At 59.3% G+C, this 22,679-nt stretch carries 22 protein-coding genes; 13 read left to right on the forward strand and 9 right to left on the reverse strand.

What is annotated here, in order from left to right:
* Positions 1–285: 285 nt before the first annotated feature.
* The 5 genes from GVK32_RS15265 to GVK32_RS15285 all read right to left on the reverse strand — a co-directional run bounded on the left by GVK32_RS15265 (position 286) and on the right by GVK32_RS15285 (position 4,346).
* The gene (locus GVK32_RS15265; protein WP_159869367.1) at positions 286–1,854 is read right to left on the reverse strand and encodes an EAL domain-containing protein; all 1,569 of its coding nucleotides are present in this window, start codon (positions 1,852–1,854) and stop codon (positions 286–288) included.
* Positions 1,855–2,159: 305 nt separating this feature from the next.
* A complete protein-coding gene (locus GVK32_RS15270; RefSeq protein WP_041145210.1) occupies positions 2,160–2,474 on the reverse strand; it encodes a PTS sugar transporter subunit IIB in 315 nt (104 codons plus the stop codon).
* 153 nt (positions 2,475–2,627) lie between these two features.
* Positions 2,628–2,825, reverse strand: a complete 198-nt coding sequence (locus GVK32_RS15275) for a hypothetical protein (RefSeq protein ID WP_041145211.1) — start codon at positions 2,823–2,825, stop codon at positions 2,628–2,630.
* A gap of 151 nt (positions 2,826–2,976) precedes the next feature.
* Positions 2,977–3,264: a hypothetical protein gene (locus GVK32_RS15280; RefSeq protein ID WP_159869370.1), complete on the reverse strand. Its 288-nt coding sequence runs from the start codon at positions 3,262–3,264 to the stop codon at positions 2,977–2,979.
* A 176-nt stretch (positions 3,265–3,440) separates the two neighbouring features.
* On the reverse strand, positions 3,441–4,346 hold the full coding sequence (locus GVK32_RS15285) for an SDR family oxidoreductase (protein ID WP_159869373.1): 906 nt from the start codon (positions 4,344–4,346) through the stop codon (positions 3,441–3,443).
* A 97-nt stretch (positions 4,347–4,443) separates the two neighbouring features.
* Here GVK32_RS15285 and GVK32_RS15290 point away from each other — a divergent pair, with 97 nt between their 5' ends.
* Positions 4,444–5,286 carry a helix-turn-helix transcriptional regulator gene (locus GVK32_RS15290; protein ID WP_159869376.1) on the forward strand — a complete coding sequence of 281 codons (843 nt, stop codon included), beginning with the start codon at positions 4,444–4,446 and terminating at the stop codon, positions 5,284–5,286.
* Here GVK32_RS15290 and GVK32_RS15295 read toward each other — a convergent pair.
* Positions 5,252–7,594, reverse strand: coding sequence for a helix-turn-helix domain-containing protein (locus GVK32_RS15295; protein ID WP_159869379.1), 2,343 nt, complete (start codon positions 7,592–7,594; stop codon positions 5,252–5,254). The genes GVK32_RS15290 and GVK32_RS15295 overlap by 35 nt on opposite strands.
* Before the next feature lie 170 nt (positions 7,595–7,764).
* Between GVK32_RS15295 and GVK32_RS15300 the strand changes: the two genes are divergently transcribed.
* Both GVK32_RS15300 and GVK32_RS15305 read left to right on the forward strand, forming a co-directional pair.
* Positions 7,765–8,934 (forward strand): M20 aminoacylase family protein, encoded by a 1,170-nt coding sequence (locus GVK32_RS15300; RefSeq protein WP_123707667.1) that lies wholly within the window; start codon positions 7,765–7,767, stop codon positions 8,932–8,934.
* Between the two features lie 25 nt (positions 8,935–8,959).
* Positions 8,960–10,351, forward strand: a complete 1,392-nt coding sequence (locus tag GVK32_RS15305) for an MFS transporter (RefSeq protein WP_159869382.1) — start codon at positions 8,960–8,962, stop codon at positions 10,349–10,351.
* On the opposite strand, the gene pspF is transcribed toward GVK32_RS15305, so the two are convergent.
* Positions 10,342–11,331 carry a phage shock protein operon transcriptional activator gene (pspF, locus tag GVK32_RS15310; RefSeq protein WP_200842886.1) on the reverse strand — a complete coding sequence of 330 codons (990 nt, stop codon included), beginning with the start codon at positions 11,329–11,331 and terminating at the stop codon, positions 10,342–10,344. The genes GVK32_RS15305 and pspF overlap by 10 nt on opposite strands.
* Before the next feature lie 152 nt (positions 11,332–11,483).
* Here pspF and pspA point away from each other — a divergent pair, with 152 nt between their 5' ends.
* The 8 genes from pspA (at position 11,484) to GVK32_RS15350 (ending at position 18,533) form a co-directional block, all read left to right on the forward strand.
* Positions 11,484–12,149 carry a phage shock protein PspA gene (pspA, locus tag GVK32_RS15315; protein ID WP_041147594.1) on the forward strand — a complete coding sequence of 222 codons (666 nt, stop codon included), beginning with the start codon at positions 11,484–11,486 and terminating at the stop codon, positions 12,147–12,149.
* 115 nt (positions 12,150–12,264) lie between these two features.
* The gene (gene pspB / locus GVK32_RS15320) at positions 12,265–12,489 is read left to right on the forward strand and encodes an envelope stress response membrane protein PspB (protein WP_041145218.1); all 225 of its coding nucleotides are present in this window, start codon (positions 12,265–12,267) and stop codon (positions 12,487–12,489) included.
* Positions 12,489–12,848 carry an envelope stress response membrane protein PspC gene (gene pspC / locus GVK32_RS15325; protein ID WP_159869388.1) on the forward strand — a complete coding sequence of 120 codons (360 nt, stop codon included), beginning with the start codon at positions 12,489–12,491 and terminating at the stop codon, positions 12,846–12,848. The genes pspB and pspC overlap by 1 nt, the downstream gene beginning before the upstream one ends.
* A gap of 18 nt (positions 12,849–12,866) precedes the next feature.
* Positions 12,867–13,085 carry a phage shock protein PspD gene (pspD, locus tag GVK32_RS15330; RefSeq protein WP_041145220.1) on the forward strand — a complete coding sequence of 73 codons (219 nt, stop codon included), beginning with the start codon at positions 12,867–12,869 and terminating at the stop codon, positions 13,083–13,085.
* Between the two features lie 121 nt (positions 13,086–13,206).
* The gene (locus GVK32_RS15335; RefSeq protein WP_041147595.1) at positions 13,207–14,604 is read left to right on the forward strand and encodes a YcjX family protein; all 1,398 of its coding nucleotides are present in this window, start codon (positions 13,207–13,209) and stop codon (positions 14,602–14,604) included.
* Entirely contained in the window at positions 14,601–15,662 is a 1,062-nt protein-coding gene (locus tag GVK32_RS15340; RefSeq protein ID WP_128878355.1) for a YcjF family protein, read from the forward strand. Before GVK32_RS15335 ends, GVK32_RS15340 begins: the two co-directional genes overlap by 4 nt.
* A gap of 189 nt (positions 15,663–15,851) precedes the next feature.
* Positions 15,852–17,393 carry a transcriptional regulator TyrR gene (tyrR, locus tag GVK32_RS15345; protein WP_159869391.1) on the forward strand — a complete coding sequence of 514 codons (1,542 nt, stop codon included), beginning with the start codon at positions 15,852–15,854 and terminating at the stop codon, positions 17,391–17,393.
* Between the two features lie 69 nt (positions 17,394–17,462).
* Positions 17,463–18,533 carry an AbrB family transcriptional regulator gene (locus GVK32_RS15350; RefSeq protein WP_200842887.1) on the forward strand — a complete coding sequence of 357 codons (1,071 nt, stop codon included), beginning with the start codon at positions 17,463–17,465 and terminating at the stop codon, positions 18,531–18,533.
* 55 nt (positions 18,534–18,588) lie between these two features.
* Here GVK32_RS15350 and tpx read toward each other — a convergent pair whose 3' ends face one another.
* Complete coding sequence (gene tpx, locus GVK32_RS15355) at positions 18,589–19,095, reverse strand: thiol peroxidase (RefSeq protein ID WP_159869394.1); 507 nt, start codon at positions 19,093–19,095, stop codon at positions 18,589–18,591.
* A 103-nt stretch (positions 19,096–19,198) separates the two neighbouring features.
* Here tpx and ycjG point away from each other — a divergent pair, with 103 nt between their 5' ends.
* Entirely contained in the window at positions 19,199–20,164 is a 966-nt protein-coding gene (ycjG, locus tag GVK32_RS15360) for an L-Ala-D/L-Glu epimerase (protein ID WP_041145225.1), read from the forward strand.
* Here the strand turns inward: ycjG and mpaA are convergent.
* On the reverse strand, positions 20,155–20,868 hold the full coding sequence (gene mpaA, locus GVK32_RS15365; protein ID WP_123551344.1) for a murein tripeptide amidase MpaA: 714 nt from the start codon (positions 20,866–20,868) through the stop codon (positions 20,155–20,157). The two genes, ycjG and mpaA, sit on opposite strands and share 10 nt — an antisense overlap.
* 187 nt (positions 20,869–21,055) lie before the next feature.
* Here mpaA and GVK32_RS15370 point away from each other — a divergent pair, with 187 nt between their 5' ends.
* Entirely contained in the window at positions 21,056–22,675 is a 1,620-nt protein-coding gene (locus GVK32_RS15370) for an ABC transporter substrate-binding protein (RefSeq protein WP_159869397.1), read from the forward strand.
* Positions 22,676–22,679: the final 4 nt, after the last annotated feature.

Below are 22,679 nucleotides of genomic sequence, written 5' to 3' on the forward strand. Positions count from 1 at the left end.
GATAAGGCGATCGGATTCATCTTTCGCTCTGTTGCGGGCCAGCTACGGGTCAAAAGGCAGAGGGCTGACGTATTTTTGGACACATTCAGATTCTTTAAATTTTCATGCACGGCATGGCGGGTCATCCGCTCTGGCTGCGCCAGCGGCAAATGCCGCAAAATATAAGGCGCTTGAGTTTGGGTGCGCCGGGCGCAGCCTTGTCTGGTGAGACATGGTATCTTTTTCTGGCTAACTTCTCCAGTTAGCAACGACTTAGGGCTTTGATGACCGGCCGTCGGCGGGATGTTATGGCGGCGGACCGTTGGCAGCCGGATTGCTGGCAGCTAAGAGATATTTCTTCAGCTCGCCGGCGCTCATGGGTTTGGCGTAATACCATCCCTGAACGTTGGCCTGCGGTATTCGCTGTTCAAGAAAGCGTTTCTGATGCTCTTTCTCTACGCCCTCAAAGATAACCTGATTGTGCATATTGCTAAGCAGCGTGATGATGTTATTGAGCAAGGCGGAATTAATTGAGTCCGTACCAATTGACTCCGTAATGGTACGATCGACTTTTATTTTATCCACCGCCAGTTTTGATAACCAGTCGAGGTTGGAATAACCGGTGCCAAAGTCGTCAAGCGCAATCTGATAGCCTGCAGCGCGGAAGCGGGCAATTTTCTCACCGAGGCTGGCAAGGTTTGCCGTCTGCCTCTCGGTTAACTCCAGGGCGATCAGCTGCGGCGGAATATTAAACTTGTTGCTGACGGTATCGAGATGGTCTTTAAAGGCTTTAGAGAACAGGTCGGAGGAATTGACGTTAATACTCAGGTATATTTTGTGGTTATTTATAATGTCATGCAGCTCATTAATTGATTTTTTGACAACGTAGTGGCTGATTTGGTTAATCATCCCGAGCTTCTCCGCCAGGGGAATAAACACGTCCGGGGGAATAACGCCCAGCTCATTATCTTTCCAGCGTATTAGCGCTTCAACGCCCACCGTTTCTCCGCGATCCAGCGAGACGATCGGCTGATAGACGATGCTGAACCGATCGTTACGCAGCGCGTACTGGAGCCGGGTGAGGATCGCGCTTTTTTTACGGATGTAGAGGTTGATGCTGATCGAGAGCAGGACGCCAATCAGCGTCGAGAGTATGAGCGCGGCGGCCCGTATGGCCCATGGGATATCGTTGATACCGTGCAGGGACATGCCGGAGACCACGCAAAGGTCGTACTCTCTGCTGCAGGATCTGGATAAGGCGTATTTTTTATAACGCTCGCCGCCGTGCTCGGTGTCATACACCGCTGCGGTCTCGTTGCCGATAAAAAAGATGTGCTGGCTGTGATCGTAGTTACCCACGATGGCGCTGACGCTTTTGTTTTCCGGGTCAGAGGTGAAGCGATTGAAGATGAACGGAGAAACGGTGATAGCAAGATTGCCTTTGGCATAAATGCTGGCTTTGAATTCCTGATTTATCGCTTTATCGAGATACCACCTTCCGCCGCGATAGATAATATCGGCAGGCGTGTTGGTAATATTCTCTGCCGGCGAGAAGGTTCCCCACAGCGCCGAACAGCGCATGCTTTTGCCGTCGATATAGGCAATATCTTTCAGCAGCGATTTAGACCATAAAAGCGCCCGGATGCTGCTTAGATAATCTGCTGAGCAGGGCCGGCTTGGCGATATTCGATCCGCGTCAGCATAAACTTCATCGATTTGTTTTATGACTAAAATAGTTCTGGTTAATATTGTTTTAGAATATTGTTCGGTTTTATTTTTATCAAAAGTATAAAGCGCCATTTTCATGCAAAGATAGCCAATAAATAAACAAGAGACAATGCACATAATGGCGATCTTTTTTTCTTTTATGCTCATTTTTCCACCGTGGGATGTTGTGCCAGGTTCCCTGAAATATGCGGCAGGCACTATGAGTATAATTGCCAATAGCGGCGAAAGGCACCTCCCTTTTTATCAGAGGCACACGGCGGGTGGAAGTGGCGCTGCGCTGTCGGGTTGTATAGGGCAGGTGACGAACGAGGTCCTGAGCCAGATAAGGCTGGCGAGCAGGGAAGACGCGAGGTTATGCCGAACGCACAAAGCGTGATGTGGTACTAAATCGGTGCGGATCGCATATCCACTGTCAATCCGCACGGCGTCGCGTACATAAGGCTACGGCAATATTAGAAAAGCGATTGTGGCATATGGGCGATGGCAAACTTCAGCACCTTTTCGCCATCGAAAGATGCATAAGGTAAGCTCTCGATAACGGCAATCTCCTGATGATGGTTCAGCGCGTGGGTGAATTCATTTATTTTATATTGAATGTGAGGCGCGACCAGCACGCAGTCATAGGCGGGGGCCACGCTCGGGTAGTTCTCAATACCCACGGCGCTAATTAACAGATCCAGATCCTGCGCATCGGCTATTTTTTGCATTCTTTTCGCTAAAATACCGGCGGTTTCACCAAACAAGCAACATATCAGTAACTTTTTCACGGTTTAACCCTCTATGAAGTCCCGTGTTTACCTTATTACGCTGTTGGCGGTGAAAATGCGTTAGCCATCAATTTTTTGGCTAACGCTTACTCTCTTTTCTGGATCCCGCAGGTCGCGCCGCACGGAGGCTAAAAATGGCGCAGGTTAGCTCATTCAGGAAGCGACTTTCTTACGTGAAACCACGAAACGATCGTCGTTGCGGGTGAGTTTGGTTCCGTTGGTGCAATATTCCATAGCAAAGTTAAAAAACGCATCAGAGTCGAGCTCAAAATCAAGCTCGATCTTAATGGGTTCACCGGACTTCAGGAGCGCTTCTGCTTGCTCTAAACTGCTGGCTTTAATGATTCCCACAACTGCACCTCGTCTTAGCTTTGGTGGCGTCCGAGCCCAGTTATACACCCTTAAGCTTACAAACATACGACAATCGCCTTTTTTATTTGTCTTTTTTTTAGGAGATTTTCGCCGGCAGGCGCGAGGTCAGATGGCGGTTAAAAGGACGGGGTCAGTCCAGCGGCAGCAGCCGATTATAGCGTCCGATATAGTCTTTAGGGGTGATTTCTAACTCGGCGCCGTTGTGATGTACGGCGACAAAGGTGCGCAGCACCAGTCCGCTTCTTTTCTCGGTAATTTCCCAGCCCTGCTGGTGATAGGCGTCGCGGGTTGAGCGAATACACAGATCCGAAAAAATCATCATCACGGAGAGCGCCGGCGAGCGATGGCTTTTCATCGTATGGGTCAAGCTGACATGCGCCGCATAGCGACTAAGAGTATGAATATTAACCGGAATCATGTGTGTTTTCAGTCCATTGAAAGATGATGGCGCAGATGATAATTCACATTAGCACATCTTACCAGTTACAAATCTTTAACCGTGCTGCTTAACTCTCCGGGAGCGAGCGCGCTCCGGTGGCCGGGAGGGGCCTCGGAGCGCGGTAAAGCGGGACGGCGACGGCAGCTCGCCTGAGCTTATCGTGACGTTGTCACGCCTCGGTAGTCCATATTATTCAGATCGTCGAGCAGCGTTGGGCCTTGAGGCTGCCAGCCGAGCTGCTGGCGGGTCAGGGCGGAAGTGGCGCGTAAATCCATATTGGCAAAGGTGGCAAACCAGCCGAAATGCGCCACAGATTGTTCGGCGCTTAACGATTTAAGCGGAATGCCCAGCTTTTCTGCCACCACGTCGGCAATCAGCCTTGAGGGCACCGCTTCCTCGTCAACGGCATGATAGCGCCGACCTTTCTCACCTCGTTCCAGCACCCGCAGATACAGCCGGGCCGCATCGGTGATATGCCCGGCCGACCAGCAGTTATTGCCCTCGCCGACGATCGCCGCGACCCCTTTTTCGGCGGCCTGCTGAATATAGTACGTCAGCAGCCCCTGGCGGACAGTGTCATGAACCTGCGGCAGGCGCACCACCCGCACGTCCACGCCGGCGTCCAGCAGCTGGTTGCCGGCGAGTTCTGAGGCCACGCGCGGGTTTGGGTGCCCGGGATTGAAGTTGGTCTCGCTCGCCGGCTCTCCGTCGTCAGCGTCGCCCATGGCGGTGCCTGAAGTGATAATCAGGGGGCAACGCCGGCCCGCCAGCGCGTTACCGATGGCGAGAATGACCCGACGGTCTTTTTCGCAGTTGGCGACAAAGCGGCTGAAATCATGATCGAAGGCGGTGTGGATCACCGCATCGGCAGCGCTAACCGCCGCCAGCAGCGTTTCTGGACTGTCCAGCGTGCCGGGCTGCACCTCAGCGCCGGCGGCCTTCAGGGCAGCGGTGCTGGCGTCAGAGCGCGCGAGGCCGATGACCTGATGTCCGGCGGCCTGTAGTTCCGTGAGAATACGCGAGCCGATAAAACCGGTCGCGCCGGTGAGAAAAATGCGCATGATCTACCTCCAGAATGAGTATCCAGGCTATGGTAGTCTTAACGCGATACTATAAAAGTAGAGACATTATTAGGGTATAAGAACTAACAGGCTAACGATGACCGACTCCTCAACCCATGCTCTTGGTGAATTTTTGCGGGCGCGACGTTTACGCCTCGATCCGACCGCGTTTGGCTTTCAGGCCGGCAGACGGCGCACGCCCGGACTGCGGCGGGAAGAGGTTGCCCAGCTCGCCAGTATCAGCCCGACCTGGTACACCTGGCTGGAGCAGGGGCGCGGAGGCGCGCCCTCCCGGGAGGTGCTTAGCCGCATTGCCGGCGGGCTAAGGCTGACGACGCCGGAGCGCGACCATCTGTTTATCCTGGCGTTCGGGCATTTGCCGGAGTCCCGACTAACCGTCAGCGACGATATCACTCCGCGCCTGCAGCGCGTGCTTGATGTCCTCCAGGTGCCGGCGATTATCAAAACGGCAACCTGGGACGTTATTGCGTGGAACCACGCTGCGGCCTGCATTCTGACCGACTACGGGCAGCTGCCGCTGGCCGAGCGTAACATTCTGCGCCGGCTGTTCACCAACCCTCAGGCCCGCGGCGCGCTGGAGGAGTGGCATGCCGTCGCCCGGCTTATCGTCAGCGCCTTTCGCGCCGACGTCGCACGGGTGGGCGCTTCGCCAGACACCGATCGGCTAATTGCCGAACTTTCCCGCCAAAGCCCGGAGTTTGACGCCTACTGGCGGAGTAACGATGTCGCCGGGCACGGGGAAGGGTTTAAGCGCATGCACCACCCGCAGATAGGGATGATTGAGCTGGAATTCTCGACTTTTAGCGTCGAGGGGCGCGCGGATCTGAACATGATGGTTTTCAATCCGGCCAGCGAAGAGAGCCGGATTAAAATCGCCGCCCGGATCAGGGAACAGAAGCCGCAGGCGGAAACCCGATAGGCTCTTCATTCAGCGGCGAGAATTCATACAGCACCAGCGCGTTGCTTTGCAGAGAATCAACGCGATGCCAGCCCGACTGCGGGCTCTCCTCGGCGACGCTCAGCGCCGGGCGCGCCTGGTGCATCAGCCAGCCGTAGTCTTCGTCATCCGGCCCGCTGCGGCTGCGAAATGCTTCAAACAGCGGAAACAGCGCCCCGTGATGCTGGTCGAACAGATGTTGTTTAATCCGCCAGCGCCCGGTCAGGCCAAGCAGCTGAATGCTGTAGGGCTGGCTGAAGCGCTGGGTAAAGGTCTCCTCGCTGGAGAGCCAGGGGTTGAACACGACCGTATTGCGCAGCAGCAGCTGATAGTGCCCGTTATGGCGCAGCAGCAGCAGGTTTTTATCCGTAACCAGCACTTCGCCGCGCAGGCGCCGCCACAGCCAGAGAACCCAGTACACCGGACGCGGCAGACCGTGAAGGTAGTGCAGAGCCAGGCTGGAGGTGTCCAGCCTGCCGTTAGCGCGCGCCTCGCCCTGTAGGCCTGAATTGAGCCAGAATCCCGCCAGCCACACCCGATCGGCCAGCCCCAGCAGATTATCCATCAGCAGCGCGCCGCGAAAGAAGCGGCCGTTGGTGTCGCGGGTGTTGCCGGTTAGTGTATTCCACGACAGCAGCCACAGGGGAAGCGCGAGCTGGCGCTGGCGCAGGGCGGCCTGGATCTGCCGCAGCTTATGCACCGGATAGCTCTCGCTGGAGGCCAGCCTGCTGCTATCCAGCTGCGCCAGATCCAGCAGCTCGTTGGCGTCAGCCTGGCAGGCGAGAAAATCGGCTTCGGCGAGGATCGGCGAAGCAAGAAAAGGATCGTCGCTCATCGCCTCTTCGCTAAAGCGGTGCCAGACGCCCAGCTGTGGCTGCGGCAGTAAAGCCTGTAGCGTTTCACGCTGCTGACGCCAGGCGTGCAGGCGCGCCTCTTCGCTGGCCTGGGGCGACCAGTGCCAGACAAAGCGCCAGCTGGCGAGCGTGGCGGGAGAGAAATGGTTAGCGGCGAGGCGTAAGAAGCGCTGGAGCAGGTCGCAGCGGGTGGTCAGCCCGGTATGTAAAATCACTCCCCAGCCCATTTTGGCCAGCCAGTTGAAAATTCGCTGCAGATTATACCAGCAGGCGTAGCCCGCCATCTGCGGGTCGTCCCAGCCGGTGCCGAACAGCCGGCTGCTGAGAAAAGGGTCGTTAATATCGATGGCGTAAATCGGCAGGCTGCCGTGCAGCTGCTCGAGCTCGCGGCGCACGTCTTCGCGCAGTAAATCGTCGAGCTCGCGAACGGTGACGACCATCCGCGTATGGCGCAGCGGCGCCGTGCGCTCGGGAAACTGGCGGATATCAATCTGGCGCGTCTGCTGGGGATTGAGCAGCAGCGGCGGGCTGTCCCAGCCTTTTATCTCCGGCTCATTTAACCGGGCGTAGAGCCGCTCGACGGCCACCGGCTGCCAGTCGTCGCCGGCTCCGGGGCGCGGGCGGGCTGTATCCGCCGTCGGCTGCGGGCGCTGCTGGCGATACTGCCGCGGCGTCAGGCCGTGCTGGCGTTTAAACAGATCGCTCATCATACGGGTGCTGGCAAAACCGTGCTCCTGAGCGACCTGCTGCACCGTTTTACGGGTATTGATAAGCTGCTCGGCGGCTTTGTTCAGGCGCAGCGCGGTGATGTACTGCACAAAGCTCATGCCGACCTCTTTGTGAAACAGACGTGACAGCCAGGCTTCGGAGACAAACTCGGCGGCGGCGACCTCGTGCAGCGATAGCCGGTGCCGGTAGCTGGCCTCTATGCGCGCGACGACCCTGGCAATCCGCCGGCTCCAGTTTTCCGTCCCGCGCCTCGTGCCGGCGGCGATCGGCTGCGTAAAGCGGGTGGCCAGCAGCAGGACGATTTCGCTCAGCCAGCGGTTGGCCTCAAGGCGATAGCGGGGCTGGTGGTTCACCAGCTCGATCACCAGCAGCTGGCGCATCAGGCGGCGCAGGCTATCGTCGGCATCGCGGGTATCGAGGGAAGTTTGATAGTCGAAGGTAAAAAAATCACCGTCGAGGCGCGTCAGCCAGCTGCCGGAGAGCGTCAGAACCATCACCGCGTTGGGCTCCCGGCTGCTCAGACTCCAGGGGCGGTTGCGGTTCACTATTTTCAGCCGATCGGCATCCAGCCGTTGATGCCCCTCGCCGTCATGCAGGCTGACGCTGCCCTGCAGCGTCCACAGCAGCGTCAGCGCGTCGCCCTCCGGCTGGCTGAGCTGACGAATATCGCGAACCGCGACGCTAAAGTCGCCTGAATGATGTTCCACCGTCGTCTCCTGGCAAAGACAAAAAACAGCGTGTTATTTTTTGTCATAACCGATTTATATGAAAAACACTTCTCAATATCCCGTCAATATAAAACAAAAAACGGCGTATTAAAGCCGGTCCGGCAGCATAAACTCGAAAGTGTCGCGCAAACACAACAGGAATAATAAAAATGACACATCCCCTTATTGAAGCACTACAGGTTAATGAAGCGCAGTTTATTGCCCTCCGTCGTCGCTTTCATCAGCAGCCGGAAATCGGTTTTGAAGAGCATAAAACCAGCGATGAGGTCGCCCGGCTGCTTGGCCAGTGGGGCTATGAGGTGCACCGCGGCCTGGCCGGGACCGGCGTGGTCGGTACGCTAAAAGTCGGCAACGGCGAGCGCCGCCTTGGCCTGCGGGCGGATATGGACGCGCTGCCGATGCAGGAGGCCAGCGGGAAAGCGTGGGCCAGCCAGGTCGACGGCCGCTTTCATGGCTGCGGGCATGACGGGCACACCACCACCTTACTCTACGCCGCCGAGTATCTGGCGCGCACCCGTCGGTTCAACGGCACGCTGCACCTGATTTTCCAGCCGGCGGAGGAGCTGCTGTACGGCGGTCGGGTCATGGTTGAGGACGGGCTGTTCGATAAGTTTCCCTGCGACACCATTTTTGGCCTGCACAACATGCCGGGGCAGACGTTGGGGAAAATCGGCCTGCGCGACGGCGCGATGATGGCCTCTTCTGACACGCTGCATATTGAGGTAAAAGGCGTTGGCGGCCACGGCGCGGTGCCGGAGCATACCGTCGATGCGACGCTGGTGGCCTGCCACATCACGCTGGCGCTGCAGTCCATCGTGTCGCGCAACGTCACGCCGTTTGAGCCGGCGGTGGTGACCGTCGGCAGCATTCAGGCCGGGCATGCGCCGAATATTATCAACGACAAGGTGCTGATGAAGCTGACGGTACGCACGCTGAATGAAGAGGTGCGTGAAACCGTGCTGCAGCGGATCCACGATATTGCCGTCGCGCAGGCGGAAAGCTTCAATGCTACCGCCACGCTGACCCACGTCAACGGCAGTCCGGTGCTCAGAAACGATCCTGCCGCTAATGAGAGAGTTCGGGCGGTGGCGACGTCGCTGTTCGGCGCCGGGCTGGTCGGGGAGGTGAAGCCGTTTATGGGCAGCGAGGATTTTGCCTTTATGCTCGAGCACAATCCGCACGGCTGCTACTTCACCATCGGCGCCGGGGATGAGGCGGAACGCTGCATGGTGCATAACCCCGGCTACGACTTCAACGACGAGATCCTTCTCCCGGGCGCGGCGCTGTGGTGCGGCCTGACGGAAGAGTATCTGCGTTAATCACCTGCGACGGGAGATCCCAATTATGAGTTCCGTATCTTTGAGCGCCACGTCGTTCGTCGGTACCGATCGCCTGCTGGCGGGTATCGTACTCAGCGTGCTGACGTTCTGGCTGTTTGCCCAGTCGGTGATTAACGTCGTTCCGGCGATGAAAAGCAGTCTCGACATTTCCCTCGAAACTCTGACTCTGGCGGTCAGCCTCAGCGCGCTGTTCAGCGGCTGTTTTGTGGTGGCCAGCGGCGGGCTGGCGGATAAATTTGGCCGGATGCGCATGACCCATCTGGGGCTGGGGCTGAGTATTGTCGGCAGCGCGCTGCTGGTGGTGGCTCAGGGGCCGGGGCTGTTTCTGACGGGCCGCGTGCTGCAGGGGCTATCGGCGGCCTGCATCATGCCGGCGACCCTGGCGTTGATTAAAACCTGGTACGAAGGTAAGGCGCGCCAGCGGGCGGTGAGCTTCTGGGTGATTGGCTCCTGGGGCGGCAGCGGCCTGTGTTCATTCGTGGGCGGCGCGATTGCCACCGGTCTTGGCTGGCGCTGGATTTTCGTCTTTTCCATCGTCGTGGCGCTGGCGGCTCTGCTGCTGCTCCGCGGTACGCCGGAAAGCCGCAGCCAAAGCGCGGAGCGGCAGAAGCTGGATGTCAGCGGCCTGTTGACGCTGATTGTCTCGCTGGTGCTGCTGAATTTGTTTATCAGCAAAGGGCATAGCTGGGGCTGGAGCAGCGGGCTGTCGCTGGCGCTGCTGGCCGGTTCGCTGCTCTCGGGTGGCTATTTTATCCTCAGCGGACGGCGTAAGGGCGACGCGGCGCTGATCGATTTTGCGCTGTTTCGCAATCGGGCCTACGGGGCGGCGGTGCTGTCGAACTTTATGCTCAACGGCGCTATCGGCACCATGATGATTACCAGCATCTGGCTCCAGAAGGGCCACAACATGACCCCGCTGGAGACCGGAATGATGACGCTGGGCTATCTGGTTACCGTGCTGGTGATGATTCGCGTCGGGGAGAAGCTGCTGCAGCGCTACGGTGCGCGGCTGCCGATGATGACCGGCCCCATTTTCACCGCCGTTGGGATCCTGCTTATCTCCTGCACCTTTCTCGATAAATCGCTCTATATCGTGACCGTCTTTTTTAGCAACGTGCTGTTTGGCCTCGGGCTGGGCTGCTACGCGACGCCGTCGACGGACACCGCGGTGGTTAATGCGCCGGAGAACAAAGTCGGGGTGGCCTCCGGTATTTACAAAATGGGCAGCTCGCTGGGCGGCGCGATGGGTATAGCCGTGACGGCGTCACTTTTCGCGCTGTTTCTGCCCCTCGGCATGGCCAGCGCCGCGCAGTACGCGCTGTGGTTCAATGCGGCGCTGTGCCTGGGGTCGACGGCGGTCAGCGCGCTGATGCTGCCGCGAACGCTTCAGAGCTGATGTTTTTTGAGCAGCGCCCGCAGCTGGTGGTAGGTGAGTCCTAGCAGATCCGCCGCCTGCTTCTGATTGTACTTTGCCTGCAGCAGGCTGGACTGCAGCAGGCTTTTCTCCTGCTCCTGCTGAAAAGCGCGCAGATCCAGCGGCAGCGCGGGGCCGTCCGGGGTTTGCTCCGCGACGGCTGGCAGAGGCTGCTGCGGCTGAAAGGGATTGATAATAATGTTATCCAGCTCGCTGTCGCTGGTGCCGTGGCGATAAACCGAGCGCTCCACCACGTTTTTCAGCTCGCGGATATTGCCCGGCCAGCGGTAGCCCAGCAGCGTTGCGGTTGCCCGCTCGCTAAAGCCGGGGAACAGCGGCAGCCCCAGCTCGCGGCACATCTGAATGGCGAACTGGTTTGCCAGCAGCATAATGTCGCTCTGCCTTTGGCGCAGCGGCGGCAGCTGCACCACGTCGAAGGCCAGGCGGTCGAGGAGATCGGCGCGGAAGTGGCCGCTTTCCACCATCTGCGGCAGATCGGCGTTGGTGGCGCACACTAACCGCACGTTGACCTGCAGCGGCTGGCTGCCGCCCACGCGCTCCAGCTCCCCGTACTCAATTACCCGCAGCAGCTTTTCCTGTACCAGCATCGGGGCGGTTGCCAGCTCATCAAGAAAGAGGGTCCCGCCGTCGGCGCGTTCAAAGCGTCCCGGATGGCGCTTGCTGGCGCCGGTAAAGGCGCCGGCTTCGTGGCCAAATAGCTCGGAATCCAGCAGGTTCTCATTCAGCGCGGCGCAGTTGAGGGAGATAAACGGCCCCTGCCAGCGGGATGAGAGAAAGTGCAGACGGTTAGCGATAAGCTCTTTACCCGTCCCGCGTTCGCCAATCACCAGCACCGGCTTATCCAGCGGCGCCAGCCGTGAGACCTGCTCCAGCACCTCAAGAAAGCTGTTGGCTTCGCCGAGCAGGTTGTCCTTGTATTCCGCCATGATGAAATTCGCCATTTAGTCGTGTGATTCACCACGTTACTTTAGCAACCCGTTGCGCATATCACAACCATGCCTTTTAAAATCAACAAGATAAAAAACTGGCACGCTATTTGTATTAGTCTCTGCACAGGCCGTTGCCTGATAACAGAACTATGAGGATTGAAATTATGGGTATTTTTTCTCGTTTTGCCGACATCGTGAACGCCAACATTAACTCTCTGCTGGAGAAAGCGGAGGACCCGCAGAAGCTGGTTCGCCTGATGATCCAGGAGATGGAGGATACGCTGGTTGAAGTCCGCTCGACTTCGGCACGCGCGCTGGCTGAAAAGAAACAGCTGAGTCGCCGCATTGAGCAGGCGCTCGCGCAGCAGGCCGAATGGCAGGAAAAAGCCGAGCTGGCGTTGCGCAAAGATAAAGACGATCTCGCCCGCGCCGCGCTGATGGAAAAACAGAAGCTCACCGACCTTATCGGCAGCCTGGAAAATGAGGCGCAGCTGGTTGATGAAACCCTGGCGCGGATGAAAAAAGAGATCGGCGAGCTGGAGAACAAGCTCAGCGAAACGCGCGCTCGTCAGCAGGCTCTGACCCTACGTCACCAGGCGGCCAGCTCGTCCCGCGACGTGCGTCGTCAGTTGGACAGCGGTAAAATTGATGAAGCGATGGCGCGTTTTGAATCCTTCGAACGCCGCATCGATCAGATGGAAGCGGAAGCGGAAAGCCACGGCTTCGGCAAGCAGAAATCGCTGGACCAGCAGTTTGCTGACCTGAAGGCCGACGACGAAATCAGCGAACAGCTGGCGGCGTTGAAAAGCAAAATGAATCAAAATAACTGATGACATTCGCAAAATCCTTCAGGCCGCGCTGCCAGTCGAAAGACCGGGGCAGGCGATGCCGCCAGCCTGAAGGATCAAGCGTCGCGCCGCCGCTCACTCACTGTAAGGAGTACACATGAGTACGCTTTTTATTGCCATACCCCTGACGTTATTTGTGCTGTTCGTTTTGCCGGTGTGGCTCTGGCTGCACTACAACAATCGCTCTGCCAGCGGCAGCCTGTCACAGAATGAACAGCAGCGCCTGCTGCAGCTGACCGATGATGCGAAACGCATGCGCGAACGGATTCAGACGCTGGAAGACATTCTTGATGCCGAGCATCCAAACTGGAGGGACAAATAATGGCCGGACTCGATTTGAGTAAAAAACTGTGGCGAATTCCCCAGCGCGGTATGGTGAAGGGCGTTTGCGCCGGGATCGCGCACTACCTTGATGTGCCGGTGAAGCTGGTGCGTTTGATAACCGTTCTGGCGATGATTTTTGGTCTCTTTTTCTTTGTGGTGGTGGCATACGTTATCCTGACGTTCGCCCTCGATCCGATACCGGAAAACGAGCTGAACGGCGAGAAAGTGCCGGCCAGCGGCGAGCTGCTCGCCGAGGCGGATCGCGAGCTGGCGGCCAGCGAACGGCGCCTGCGGGAAATGGAGCGCTACGTCACCTCCGACACCTTTACCCTGCGCAGCCGCTTTCGTCAGCTGTAGCTTAAACTGAGGTCACCTATGAACATCAAATGGCAGCAGGCAGGACAAAAAATGAAACCCGGGCTGAAAATCGCCGGCCGACTGGTGCTGCTGACCGCGTTGCGCTATGGCCCGGCGGGCGTTGCCGGCTGGGCAATCAAGTCGGTTGCGCGTCGGCCGGTGAAAATGCTGCTGGCGGTTGCTCTCGAGCCGCTGCTCAGCCGCCTGGCAAATCGCTTAACTCGCAACATGAAGTAGTGGGCGGGGATCGTAGTGCCGCACGTTATAACTTCTCGGCTTATCCCCACCTAATGGCTTATGATTAAAGCACTTTCTTCAAAGCACTAGCCTGAAATATTACGGATAGCATGGGATGGCAATGAAGCGACTTAAAACTGAATTCAATGCGCTGGTCAACCGTGGCGTTGACCGGCACCTGCGTCTGGCCGTTACCGGCCTTAGCCGCAGCGGCAAGACCGCATTTATCACCGCGCTGGTCAACCAGCTGCTGAATATCCACTCCGGCGCGCGCCTGCCGCTGCTCAGCGCGGTCAGGGAAGAGCGCCTGCTGGGCGTCAAGCGCGTCCCGCAGCGCGACTTCGGCATTCCGCGTTTTACCTATGATGAAGGGCTGGCTCAGCTCTACGGCTCGCCACCGATGTGGCCGACGCCGACCCGCGGCGTCAGCGAGATCCGCCTGGCGCTGCGCTACCGCTCCGGCGAATCGCTGCTGCGCCACTTCAAGGACACCTCCACGCTGTATCTGGAAATCGTCGATTATCCCGGCGAATGGCTGCTGGATTTACCCATGCTGGCGCAGGACTACCTCGGCTGGTCGCGGCAAATGACCGGGCTGCTGCAGGGCCAGCGCGCGGAGTGGTCGGCGCGCTGGCGCCAGCTGTGCGAAGGGTTGGATCCGCTGGCACCGGCCGATGAAAACCGGCTGGCGGAGATTGCCGCCGCCTGGACCGACTATCTGCACGCCTGTAAGCGCGAAGGGCTGCACTTTATTCAGCCGGGGCGCTTCGTGCTGCCCGGCGATATGGCCGGCGCGCCGGCGCTGCAGTTCTTCCCCTGGCCGGACGTGGACGCCGTCGGCGAAGCCCGGCTGGCTCAGGCGGACAAGCACACTAACGCCGGGATGCTGCGCGAGCGCTTCAGATATTACTGCGAGAAGGTGGTTAAGGGCTTCTACAAGGACCATTTTCTGCGCTTTGACCGCCAGATTGTGCTGGTGGACTGCCTGCAGCCGCTGAATAGCGGGCCGCAGGCCTTCAACGATATGCGCCTCGCGCTGACCCAGCTGATGCAAAGCTTTCACTACGGCCAGCGGACGCTGTTCCGCCGCCTGTTCTCCCCGGTGATTGATAAGCTGCTGTTTGCGGCGACCAAGGCCGATCACGTGACCGTCGATCAGCATGCCAACATGGTGTCGCTGCTGCAGCAGCTGATTCAGGACGCGTGGCAAAATGCGGCCTTCGAAGGGATTAGCATGGACTGCCTGGGGCTGGCGTCGATTCAGGCCACCCAGGGCGGGCTGATTGCGGTCAACGGTGAGAACATTCCCGCGCTGCGCGGCGATCGGCTGAGCGATGGCCAGCCGCTGACCATCTATCCCGGCGAAGTGCCGTCGCGCCTGCCGGGCCAGGCGTTTTGGCAGCAGCAGGGCTTTCAGTTTGAGAATTTCCGCCCGCGGGTAATGGATGTCGATAAGCCGCTGCCGCATATTCGCCTGGACGCGGCGCTTGAGTTTTTGATTGGAGATAAATTGCGATGAGCGAACCGTTAAAACCGCGCGTTGATTTCAACGGACCGCTGCAGGCGGAGCCTGGCGAGGCGCTAAAGTCTGCCCGCGCCTTTGCCGGCGCTGACGCAGAAAAGTTCGCCCCGGCGCGGGTTGACCTGCTGACAGAAGACGAAGAGGGCACGGCGGAAGCGGTGGTAGAGTCGGTTCTGCGGCCGAAGCGCAGCCTGTGGCGGCGAATGGTCAGCGCCGGGCTGGCGATATTTGGCGTCAGCGTGGTGGCGCAGGGCGTGCAGTGGACGATGACCGCATGGCAGACGCAGGACTGGATTGCGCTCGGCGGCTGCGCGGCCGGGGCGCTGATCGTTGGGGCGGGCGTCGGTTCCGTTGCCACTGAATGGCGGCGCCTGTGGCGGCTGCGCCAGCGCGCCCACGAGCGCGACGAGGCCCGCGATCTGATGCACAGCCATGCGGTAGGAAAAGGGCGGGCGTTTTGCGAAAAGCTTGCGCAGCAGGCGGGGCTCGATCAGGCGCACCCGGCTCTCCAGCGCTGGTATGCCGCGATCCACGAAACGCAAAGCGATCGTGAAGTCGTAAGCCTGTATGCCCAGCTGGTTCAGCCGGTGCTGGATGCCCAGGCACGGCGCGAAATCAGCCGCTCGGCGGCGGAATCGACGCTGATGATCGCCGTCAGCCCGCTGGCGCTGGTGGATATGGCGTTTATCGCCTGGCGTAATTTACGCCTGATTAACCGGATTGCCACGCTGTACGGCATCGAGCTGGGCTACTACAGCCGCCTGCGTCTGTTCCGTCTGGTGCTGCTGAATATCGCCTTCGCCGGCGCCAGCGAGCTGGTGCGGGAGGTCGGAATGGACTGGATGTCGCAGGATCTGGCGGCCAGGCTATCGGCCCGCGCGGCGCAGGGCATTGGCGCCGGGCTGCTCACCGCGCGGCTGGGAATCAAAGCGATGGAGCTGTGTCGCCCGCTGCCGTGGATCGCTGACGATAAGCCGCGACTGGGGGATTTCCGCCGCGAGCTGATCGGCCAGCTGAAAGAGACGCTGCAAAAAAGCAAAGCCCGCCCGGAATAACCTTCTTAGCCGATCTGGCCGTCGCTCCCCGGCGGCCAGCGGCGCATTCTCGCTTTTCTTCGCTCGCCTTTACGCCACAGCGGCCATTTTTCCGCCATACTGTCAATATTTGTTGACAGCTATCTTCACGCCAGCAAATAACTGTCCTATTATTCATCCGTCATTGGCCTTTTTAGGGTGAAAACTCCTATGCGTCTTGAAGTCTTTTGTGAGGACCGTCTTGGTCTGACCCGTGAATTGCTCGATTTGCTGGTGCTGCGAGGGATCGACCTCCGCGGTATCGACATCGACCCTATTGGCCGGATCTACCTCAATTTTGCCGAGCTGGAGTTCGCTAACTTTAGCAGCCTGATGGCGGAAATCCGCCGTATCGCCGGGGTTACCGACGTGCGTACCGTGCCGTGGATGCCCTCTGAGCGTGAGCATCTTGCGCTGTCGGCGCTGCTGGTGGCGATGCCGGAACCGGTGCTCTCGCTGGACACCAAAGGAAAAGTTGAACTGGCAAACCCGGCCAGCTGCCAGCTGTTTGCGCAAAGCCAGGAGCGGCTACGCAATCATCCGGTGGCCCAGCTGATTACCGATTTTAACATCCAGCGCTGGCTGGAAAGCAGCCCGCTGGAGTCGCACAGCGAGCATGTGGTGATTGGCGGACAGAACTTTGTGCTGGAGATTACGCCGGTCTATCTCGAAGGCGAGTACGGCGAACGCGTGCTTACCGGGGCGGTGGCAATGCTGCGTTCCACCGTGCGTATGGGGCGTCAACTGCAGACCATGACGACCCAGGATACCAGCGCGTTTAGCCAAATTCTCGCCGTCGGCCCGAAAATGCGCCACGTGGTTGAGCAGGCCCGCAAGCTGGCGATGCTCAGCGCGCCGCTGCTGATCGTCGGCGATACCGGTACCGGGAAAGATCTGCTGGCGCACGCCTGCCACCTCGCCAGCCCGCGGGCGAGCAAGCCCTATCTGGCGCTGAACTGCGGTTCTATCCCGGAAGACGCGGTGGAAAGCGAGCTGTTTGGCGATGCCATTCAGGGTAAAAAAGGCTTCTTTGAGCAGGCTAACGGCGGCTCGGTGCTGCTGGATGAGATCGGCGAAATGTCGCCGCGCATGCAAACGAAGCTGCTGCGTTTCCTCAACGACGGTACCTTCCGCCGGGTGGGGGAAGATCACGAGGTTCACGTTGACGTACGGGTGATTTGCGCCACCCAGAAAAACCTCGTGGAGATGGTGCAGAAGGGGCTGTTCCGCGAAGATCTTTACTACCGCCTCAACGTCCTGACCCTGCATTTACCGCCGCTGCGCGACTGCCCGCAGGATATCATTCCGCTGACCGAGCTGTTCGTCGCCCGTTTTGCCGACGAGCAGGGGATCCCGCGGCCAAAGCTTTCCGCCGATCTCAGTACGGTGCTGACCCGCTATAGCTGGCCTGGCAACGTTCGCCAGCTGAAGAACGCGGTTTATCGTGCGCTGACGCAGCTTGATGGCTACGAAATGCGGCCTCAGGATATCCTGCTGCCGGATAGCGACGTCGCTTCGCTGCCGGTAGGCGAAGAGGCGATGGAAGGTTCGCTGGACGATATTACTCGTCGCTTCGAGCGTTCCGTTCTGACCCAGCTTTACCGCAGCTTCCCGAGCACCCGTAAGCTGGCGAAGCGTCTGGGGGTTTCCCATACCGCGATTGCCAATAAGCTGCGCGAGTACGGCCTCAGCCAGAAGAAGGGTGAAGAATAGCGTCGCATCGTTGGCCGGCGGCATCGACCGTCGGCCAACGTGTTGCAAACTTATTTTCCAGGAATTGAGATGGTAATGTCGCCTGGCCCGCTGCTGTCGTGGCTGAAACTCCTGACCCTCTCCGCCGCGCTGTCGTTTGTGCTGTTCTGGCTGCATCTGCCCGCGGCGCTGCTGCTCGGCCCGATGATCGCCGGCATCACCTTCAGCCTACGCGGTGCGACTATCAGCGTACCTCGACCCTTTTTTATCGCCGCTCAGGCCATTATTGGCTGCATGATTGCCCAAACCCTCACTCCCTCAATTTTTAGCGTGCTGCTCGGCCACTGGCCGCTGGTGCTGTTTATTCTGTTCGCTACGCTGGCCTTCAGCGCGCTGGCCGGGTGGCTGCTGGTGCGCTACAGCTCGCTACCCGGGGCAACCGGCGCGTGGGGCAGCTCGCCGGGAGGCGCTTCGGCGATGGTGGTCATGGCGCAGGATTACGGCGCCGACGTGCGGCTGGTGGCCTTAATGCAGTATCTGCGGGTGCTGTTCGTCGCCGGCGCGGCGGCACTGGTGGTGCGCTTTGCTCCTGGCGGCGAGGCGCAGGAGATGAACCAGCAGATCGTCTGGTTTCCCGCCATCAGCGGGCAGCTGCCGTTGACGCTGCTGCTGACCGCCGTCGCGGGCTGGCTGGGCCTGCGCATGCGCTTTCCTTCCGGCGTGATGCTGCTGCCGATGCTGGCGGGGGCGCTGGTGCAGGGAGAGGGCTGGCTGATGCTGGAGCTGCCGGAATGGCTGCTGGCGCTGGCTTATGCCGCCGTTGGCTGGAGCGTTGGTTTAAAATTTAATCGGGCGATTTTTCTGCTGGCGCTGAAGACCCTGCCGCAGATTCTCGCCTCCATCATCGGCCTGATTTTGCTCTGCGCGCTGATGGCGTTTGGCCTGACGCAGGTGCTGCCGCTCGATTTTATGACCGCCTATCTGGCGACCAGCCCCGGCGGCCTGGATACGGTGGCGATTATTGCGGCGGGAACGCGCGCCGACATGTCGTTTATCATGGCGATGCAGACCCTGCGCCTGTTCACCATCTTATTGACCGGCCCGGCGATTGCGCGGTTTATCTCCCGCTATGCGCCGCGAAAAGAAAAAAGCCCCCGATAAACGAGGGCTTAAAACATGCGGGCCGGGCGTAAGCGCGGTCCGGGGCAAAGCCTGATTACGCTTTCAGCGCAGCCAGGGCCGCATCGTAGTCCGGCTCTTCGGTGATTTCATTCACCAGCTGGCTGTAAACAACCTGGTCATTCTCATCAACAACGACCACTGCGCGAGCGGCCAGGCCGGCCAGCGGGCCAGCAGCAATGGCAACGCCGTAATCAGCCAGGAACTGCGGTGCGCGCAGGGTGGACAGGGTGACGACGTCGTTCAGGCCTTCAGCGCCGCAGAAGCGGGACTGAGCGAACGGCAGATCGGCGGAGATGCACAGCACAACGGTGTTGTTCAGCTCGGATGCCAGTTGGTTAAATTTACGAACCGATGCCGCGCACACGCCGGTATCGATGCTTGGGAAAATATTCAGTACTTTACGTTTGCCGGCGAATTGGCTCAGCGCGACGTCGGAGAGATCTTTGGCGACCAGCGTAAACGGCTGCGCGCTAGCGCCTGCCTGCGGAATGGTGCCCTGAACGGCAACGGGGTTGCCCTGGAAATGCACGGTTTGTGACATGTTTATCTTCCTGTTTACATATAGTTAACGTCATGGGTAGTGTATGACATCCGTTATCAGCACGGCAAATCCTATTTAACGTTTCCCCTGGAGGAACCTGGGAATGCGAAACCTGCGAGTGTACGAAGAAGCCTGGCCGCTACATACCCCGTTTGTGATTGCCCGCGGCAGCCGCAGCGAGGCGAAGGTAGTGGTGGTAGAGGTGGAGGAGAATGGCGTTAAGGGCGTCGGGGAGTGCACGCCGTACCCTCGCTATGGGGAGAGCATTGCCTCGGTTATGGCGCAAATTCTGACGATTGGCGAGCAGCTGGAAAGCGGCGCGACCCGCGAACAGCTTCAGCATCTGCTGCCGGCGGGCGCAGCGCGCAACGCCGTCGACTGCGCATTGTGGGATCTGCAGGCGCGTAGCGTGGGCAAAAGCATTCCGCAGCTGCTGGGGGTTGCGTTGCCGAACCGGGTGGTGACGGCGCAGACGGTGGTGATCGGCACCCCGGAGCAGATGGCGGCCAGCGCCGCGGCGCTGTGGGAAAAGGGCGCGCGCCTGCTGAAGGTCAAGCTTGACGATCGCCTTATCAGCGAACGACTGATCGCCATTCGCAGCGCGGTGCCGGAAGCCACGCTGATTGTTGACGCCAATGAATCCTGGCACAGCGATGGCCTGGCGGCGCGCTGCCAGCTGCTGGCCGATATCGGCGTGGCGATGCTTGAGCAGCCGCTGCCGGCGGACGCCGATGAGGCGCTGGAGAATTTTATTCATCCGCTGCCCGTCTGCGCCGACGAGAGCTGCCACACTCGCGACAGCCTGCCGCGGCTGCGCGGGCGCTATGAGATGGTGAACATCAAGCTCGATAAAACCGGTGGCCTGACCGAAGCGCTGTTCCTCGCGCAGGAGGCGGAGCAGCAGGGCTTTGAGCGCATGCTCGGCTGTATGCTCTGCACCTCGCGGGCGATTTCAGCGGCGCTGCCGCTGGCCCCGCTGGCGCGTTTCGCCGATCTCGATGGCCCGACCTGGCTGGCGGTTGACGTGGAGCCGGCGCTGCATTTCAGCACCGGCGTTCTTCATCTTTGAGAGTGCCAGTGTAGCAGGTCGATCATCGCCGGCAGGTACGTTTCCGTGGCCTCGTCGGCGGATATCGGCGGGAATTCTGCGGTAATGCACGGCAGGCCGATATCGGCGCACCAGCTGCCGAAAGAGCCGGGCGTTTCGTACCCGACGCTGCCGACCAGCGGCAGGGCGAACGCGTCGGCCAGCCACCGGCCGAGCTCGCTGTGGCCAGGATCCTCAATGCAGGCCAGCGGATCGTGAAACGAGACCACCCACGCCGGGTGGATCTGGTGGATCAGCTGGCACAGGGCCTGGGTTTCCGGCTCCGAGCCGGGCTTTTCCCCGGTCAGCAGCACGACGTCGCGCTGCTCGGCCGCGCTGTTCCAGCGATAGACCGTTTCCCCTTCTTTCCAGTTTGCCGCGGGAAAATTACGATTGAGATCGATACCGCGCGCGTTGGCGCGCAGCCCGAGCTGGCAGCCGTCGGGGTTGACCGCCAGCACGACGTGATGGCGACGCAGTTCGGGCTTCAGGGTCCGAAGCGCGCAGGAGAGGGTGACCACCGACGAGTTTTCATCGCCGTGAGTGCCGGCAAGGATCAGGCCGCTGCGGCTATCGGCCAGCGGCGCGGGGAACCACAGCAGCGGTGCGCCAAGATGTGACTGGCCGTAGCGTTGGGTGCCGGGCGGAAAGGCGCCGCGCTGGGTACGAGGACGAGAAACGGGCATAGGGCATCCTGTTAGCAGGTTATTTTCAGCAGTGTTGTGTAAAACCGTCCCGGAATCAAATAGTTTCCCTGGACGATGAAATCAGAATACGCGTCAATTTTCTATCACAAGCCGTTTGCAATTTCAGGTGATGAAACAAATAATCACCCATCTGCCAGCTCTGTTTTTTTATTTTAAAGGGGATCTTATGAAGTATCCTGTCACATTGACATGCGGCGCGCTGTGGTTAGCCAGTGTTTCATCTCTGGCCTGGGCGGCGGATGTCCCTCCGGGTACCGTTTTAGCCGAGAAACAGGTACTGGTACGGCATATTAAAGATGAGCCGGCCTCATTAGATCCCGCTAAAGCCGTGGGCTTGCCGGAAATTCAGGTGATCCGCGATCTTTTCGAAGGTTTAGTCAATCAGGACGCTAAGGGCAACCTTATTCCCGGCGTGGCGACCCGCTGGCAGAGCAACGATAACCGGGTCTGGACCTTTACCCTGCGCGATGATGCCCGCTGGTCGGACGGTACGCCGGTTACGGCGCAGGACTTCGTCTACAGCTGGCAGCGCCTGGTCGATCCGAAAACGACGTCCCCCTTTGCCTGGTTCGCCGCGCTGGCGGGCATAACGAATGCGCAAAATATTATCGACGGTAAGGCCGCGGTCGATACGCTGGGGGTTACCGCCGTAGATGCGCGCACGCTGCGGGTGCAGCTGGATAAGCCGCTGCCGTGGTTCAGCAATCTGACGGCCAGCTTTGCGTTTTATCCGGTACAGAAAGCGAACGTCGAGAGCGGCGCTAACTGGACGCGTCCGGGCAACCTTATCGGCAACGGGGCCTACGTGTTAAAAGACCGGGTGGTTAACGAAAAGCTGGTTGTCGTGCCTAACGGCCACTATTGGGATAATGGCAAAACGGTTATCCAGCAGGTGACCTTTGTGCCGATTAACCAGGAGTCGTCGGCGACCAAGCGCTACCTGGCCGGGGATATCGATATCACCGAGTCCTTCCCGAAAAACCTGTACCAAAAATTGCTGAAAGATATTCCAGGGCAGGTGTACACCCCGCCGCAGCTGGGGACCTACTACTACGCCTTTAACACGCAGAAGGGGCCGACCGCCGACGAGCGCGTGCGCCTGGCGTTGAGCATGACCATCGACCGCCGCCTGATGGCGGAAAAAGTGTTGGGAACCGGCGAAAAGCCAGCCTGGCACTTCACCCCGGACGTGACGGCGGGGTTTACGCCGCAGCCTTCGCAGGCGGAGAGCATGAGCCAGGCCGAGCTGAACGAGCAGGCCAAGGCGCTGCTGCAGGCGGCGGGCTATGGCCCTGGCCGTCCGCTGCAGCTGACGCTGCTGTATAACACCTCGGAAAACCACCAGAAGATTGCCATCGCGGTGGCGTCAATGTGGAAGAAAAATCTCGGCGTCGACGTCAAGCTACAGAATCAGGAGTGGAAAACGTATATCGATAGCCGAAACACCGGTAATTTCGACGTGATTCGCGCTTCGTGGGTGGGGGATTACAACGAGCCTTCGACCTTCCTGTCGCTGCTGACCTCGACCCATAGCGGTAATATTTCCCGCTTTAACGATCCGACCTATGACAAGATCTTAGCCCAGGCGGCGCAGGAGACGTCGGATAATGTGCGCAACGATGATTACAACGCGGCGGAAAAGATAATCATGGCCAAAGCGCCCATTGCGCCAATTTATCAGTACACCAACGGACGTTTGATTAAGCCGTGGCTGAAGGGCTATCCGATTACCAACCCGGAAGATGTCGCCTATAGCCGGACAATGTATATCGTCAAGCACCCGTAGTTCG

The organism is Klebsiella sp. 18074, from assembly GCF_902705905.1.
Classification (GTDB): Bacteria; Pseudomonadota; Gammaproteobacteria; order Enterobacterales; family Enterobacteriaceae; genus Klebsiella; species Klebsiella terrigena.

Coding starts and splice junctions, on each gene's coding strand:
- GVK32_RS15350 (WP_200842887.1), top strand. CDS start 17,463: ATGGTAATGTCGCCTGGCCCGCTGCTGTCGTGGCTGAAACTCCTGACC.
- pspA (WP_041147594.1), top strand. CDS start 11,484: ATGGGTATTTTTTCTCGTTTTGCCGACATCGTGAACGCCAACATTAAC.
- GVK32_RS15340 (WP_128878355.1), top strand. CDS start 14,601: ATGAGCGAACCGTTAAAACCGCGCGTTGATTTCAACGGACCGCTGCAG.
- pspC (WP_159869388.1), top strand. CDS start 12,489: ATGGCCGGACTCGATTTGAGTAAAAAACTGTGGCGAATTCCCCAGCGC.
- pspF (WP_200842886.1), bottom strand. CDS start 11,331: ATGGCGAATTTCATCATGGCGGAATACAAGGACAACCTGCTCGGCGAA.
- GVK32_RS15265 (WP_159869367.1), bottom strand. CDS start 1,854: ATGAGCATAAAAGAAAAAAAGATCGCCATTATGTGCATTGTCTCTTGT.
- GVK32_RS15280 (WP_159869370.1), bottom strand. CDS start 3,264: ATGATTCCGGTTAATATTCATACTCTTAGTCGCTATGCGGCGCATGTC.
- tpx (WP_159869394.1), bottom strand. CDS start 19,095: ATGTCACAAACCGTGCATTTCCAGGGCAACCCCGTTGCCGTTCAGGGC.
- GVK32_RS15300 (WP_123707667.1), top strand. CDS start 7,765: ATGACACATCCCCTTATTGAAGCACTACAGGTTAATGAAGCGCAGTTT.
- GVK32_RS15335 (WP_041147595.1), top strand. CDS start 13,207: ATGAAGCGACTTAAAACTGAATTCAATGCGCTGGTCAACCGTGGCGTT.
- pspD (WP_041145220.1), top strand. CDS start 12,867: ATGAACATCAAATGGCAGCAGGCAGGACAAAAAATGAAACCCGGGCTG.
- ycjG (WP_041145225.1), top strand. CDS start 19,199: ATGCGAAACCTGCGAGTGTACGAAGAAGCCTGGCCGCTACATACCCCG.
- pspB (WP_041145218.1), top strand. CDS start 12,265: ATGAGTACGCTTTTTATTGCCATACCCCTGACGTTATTTGTGCTGTTC.
- GVK32_RS15305 (WP_159869382.1), top strand. CDS start 8,960: ATGAGTTCCGTATCTTTGAGCGCCACGTCGTTCGTCGGTACCGATCGC.
- GVK32_RS15370 (WP_159869397.1), top strand. CDS start 21,056: ATGAAGTATCCTGTCACATTGACATGCGGCGCGCTGTGGTTAGCCAGT.
- GVK32_RS15290 (WP_159869376.1), top strand. CDS start 4,444: ATGACCGACTCCTCAACCCATGCTCTTGGTGAATTTTTGCGGGCGCGA.
- tyrR (WP_159869391.1), top strand. CDS start 15,852: ATGCGTCTTGAAGTCTTTTGTGAGGACCGTCTTGGTCTGACCCGTGAA.
- mpaA (WP_123551344.1), bottom strand. CDS start 20,868: ATGCCCGTTTCTCGTCCTCGTACCCAGCGCGGCGCCTTTCCGCCCGGC.
- GVK32_RS15285 (WP_159869373.1), bottom strand. CDS start 4,346: ATGCGCATTTTTCTCACCGGCGCGACCGGTTTTATCGGCTCGCGTATT.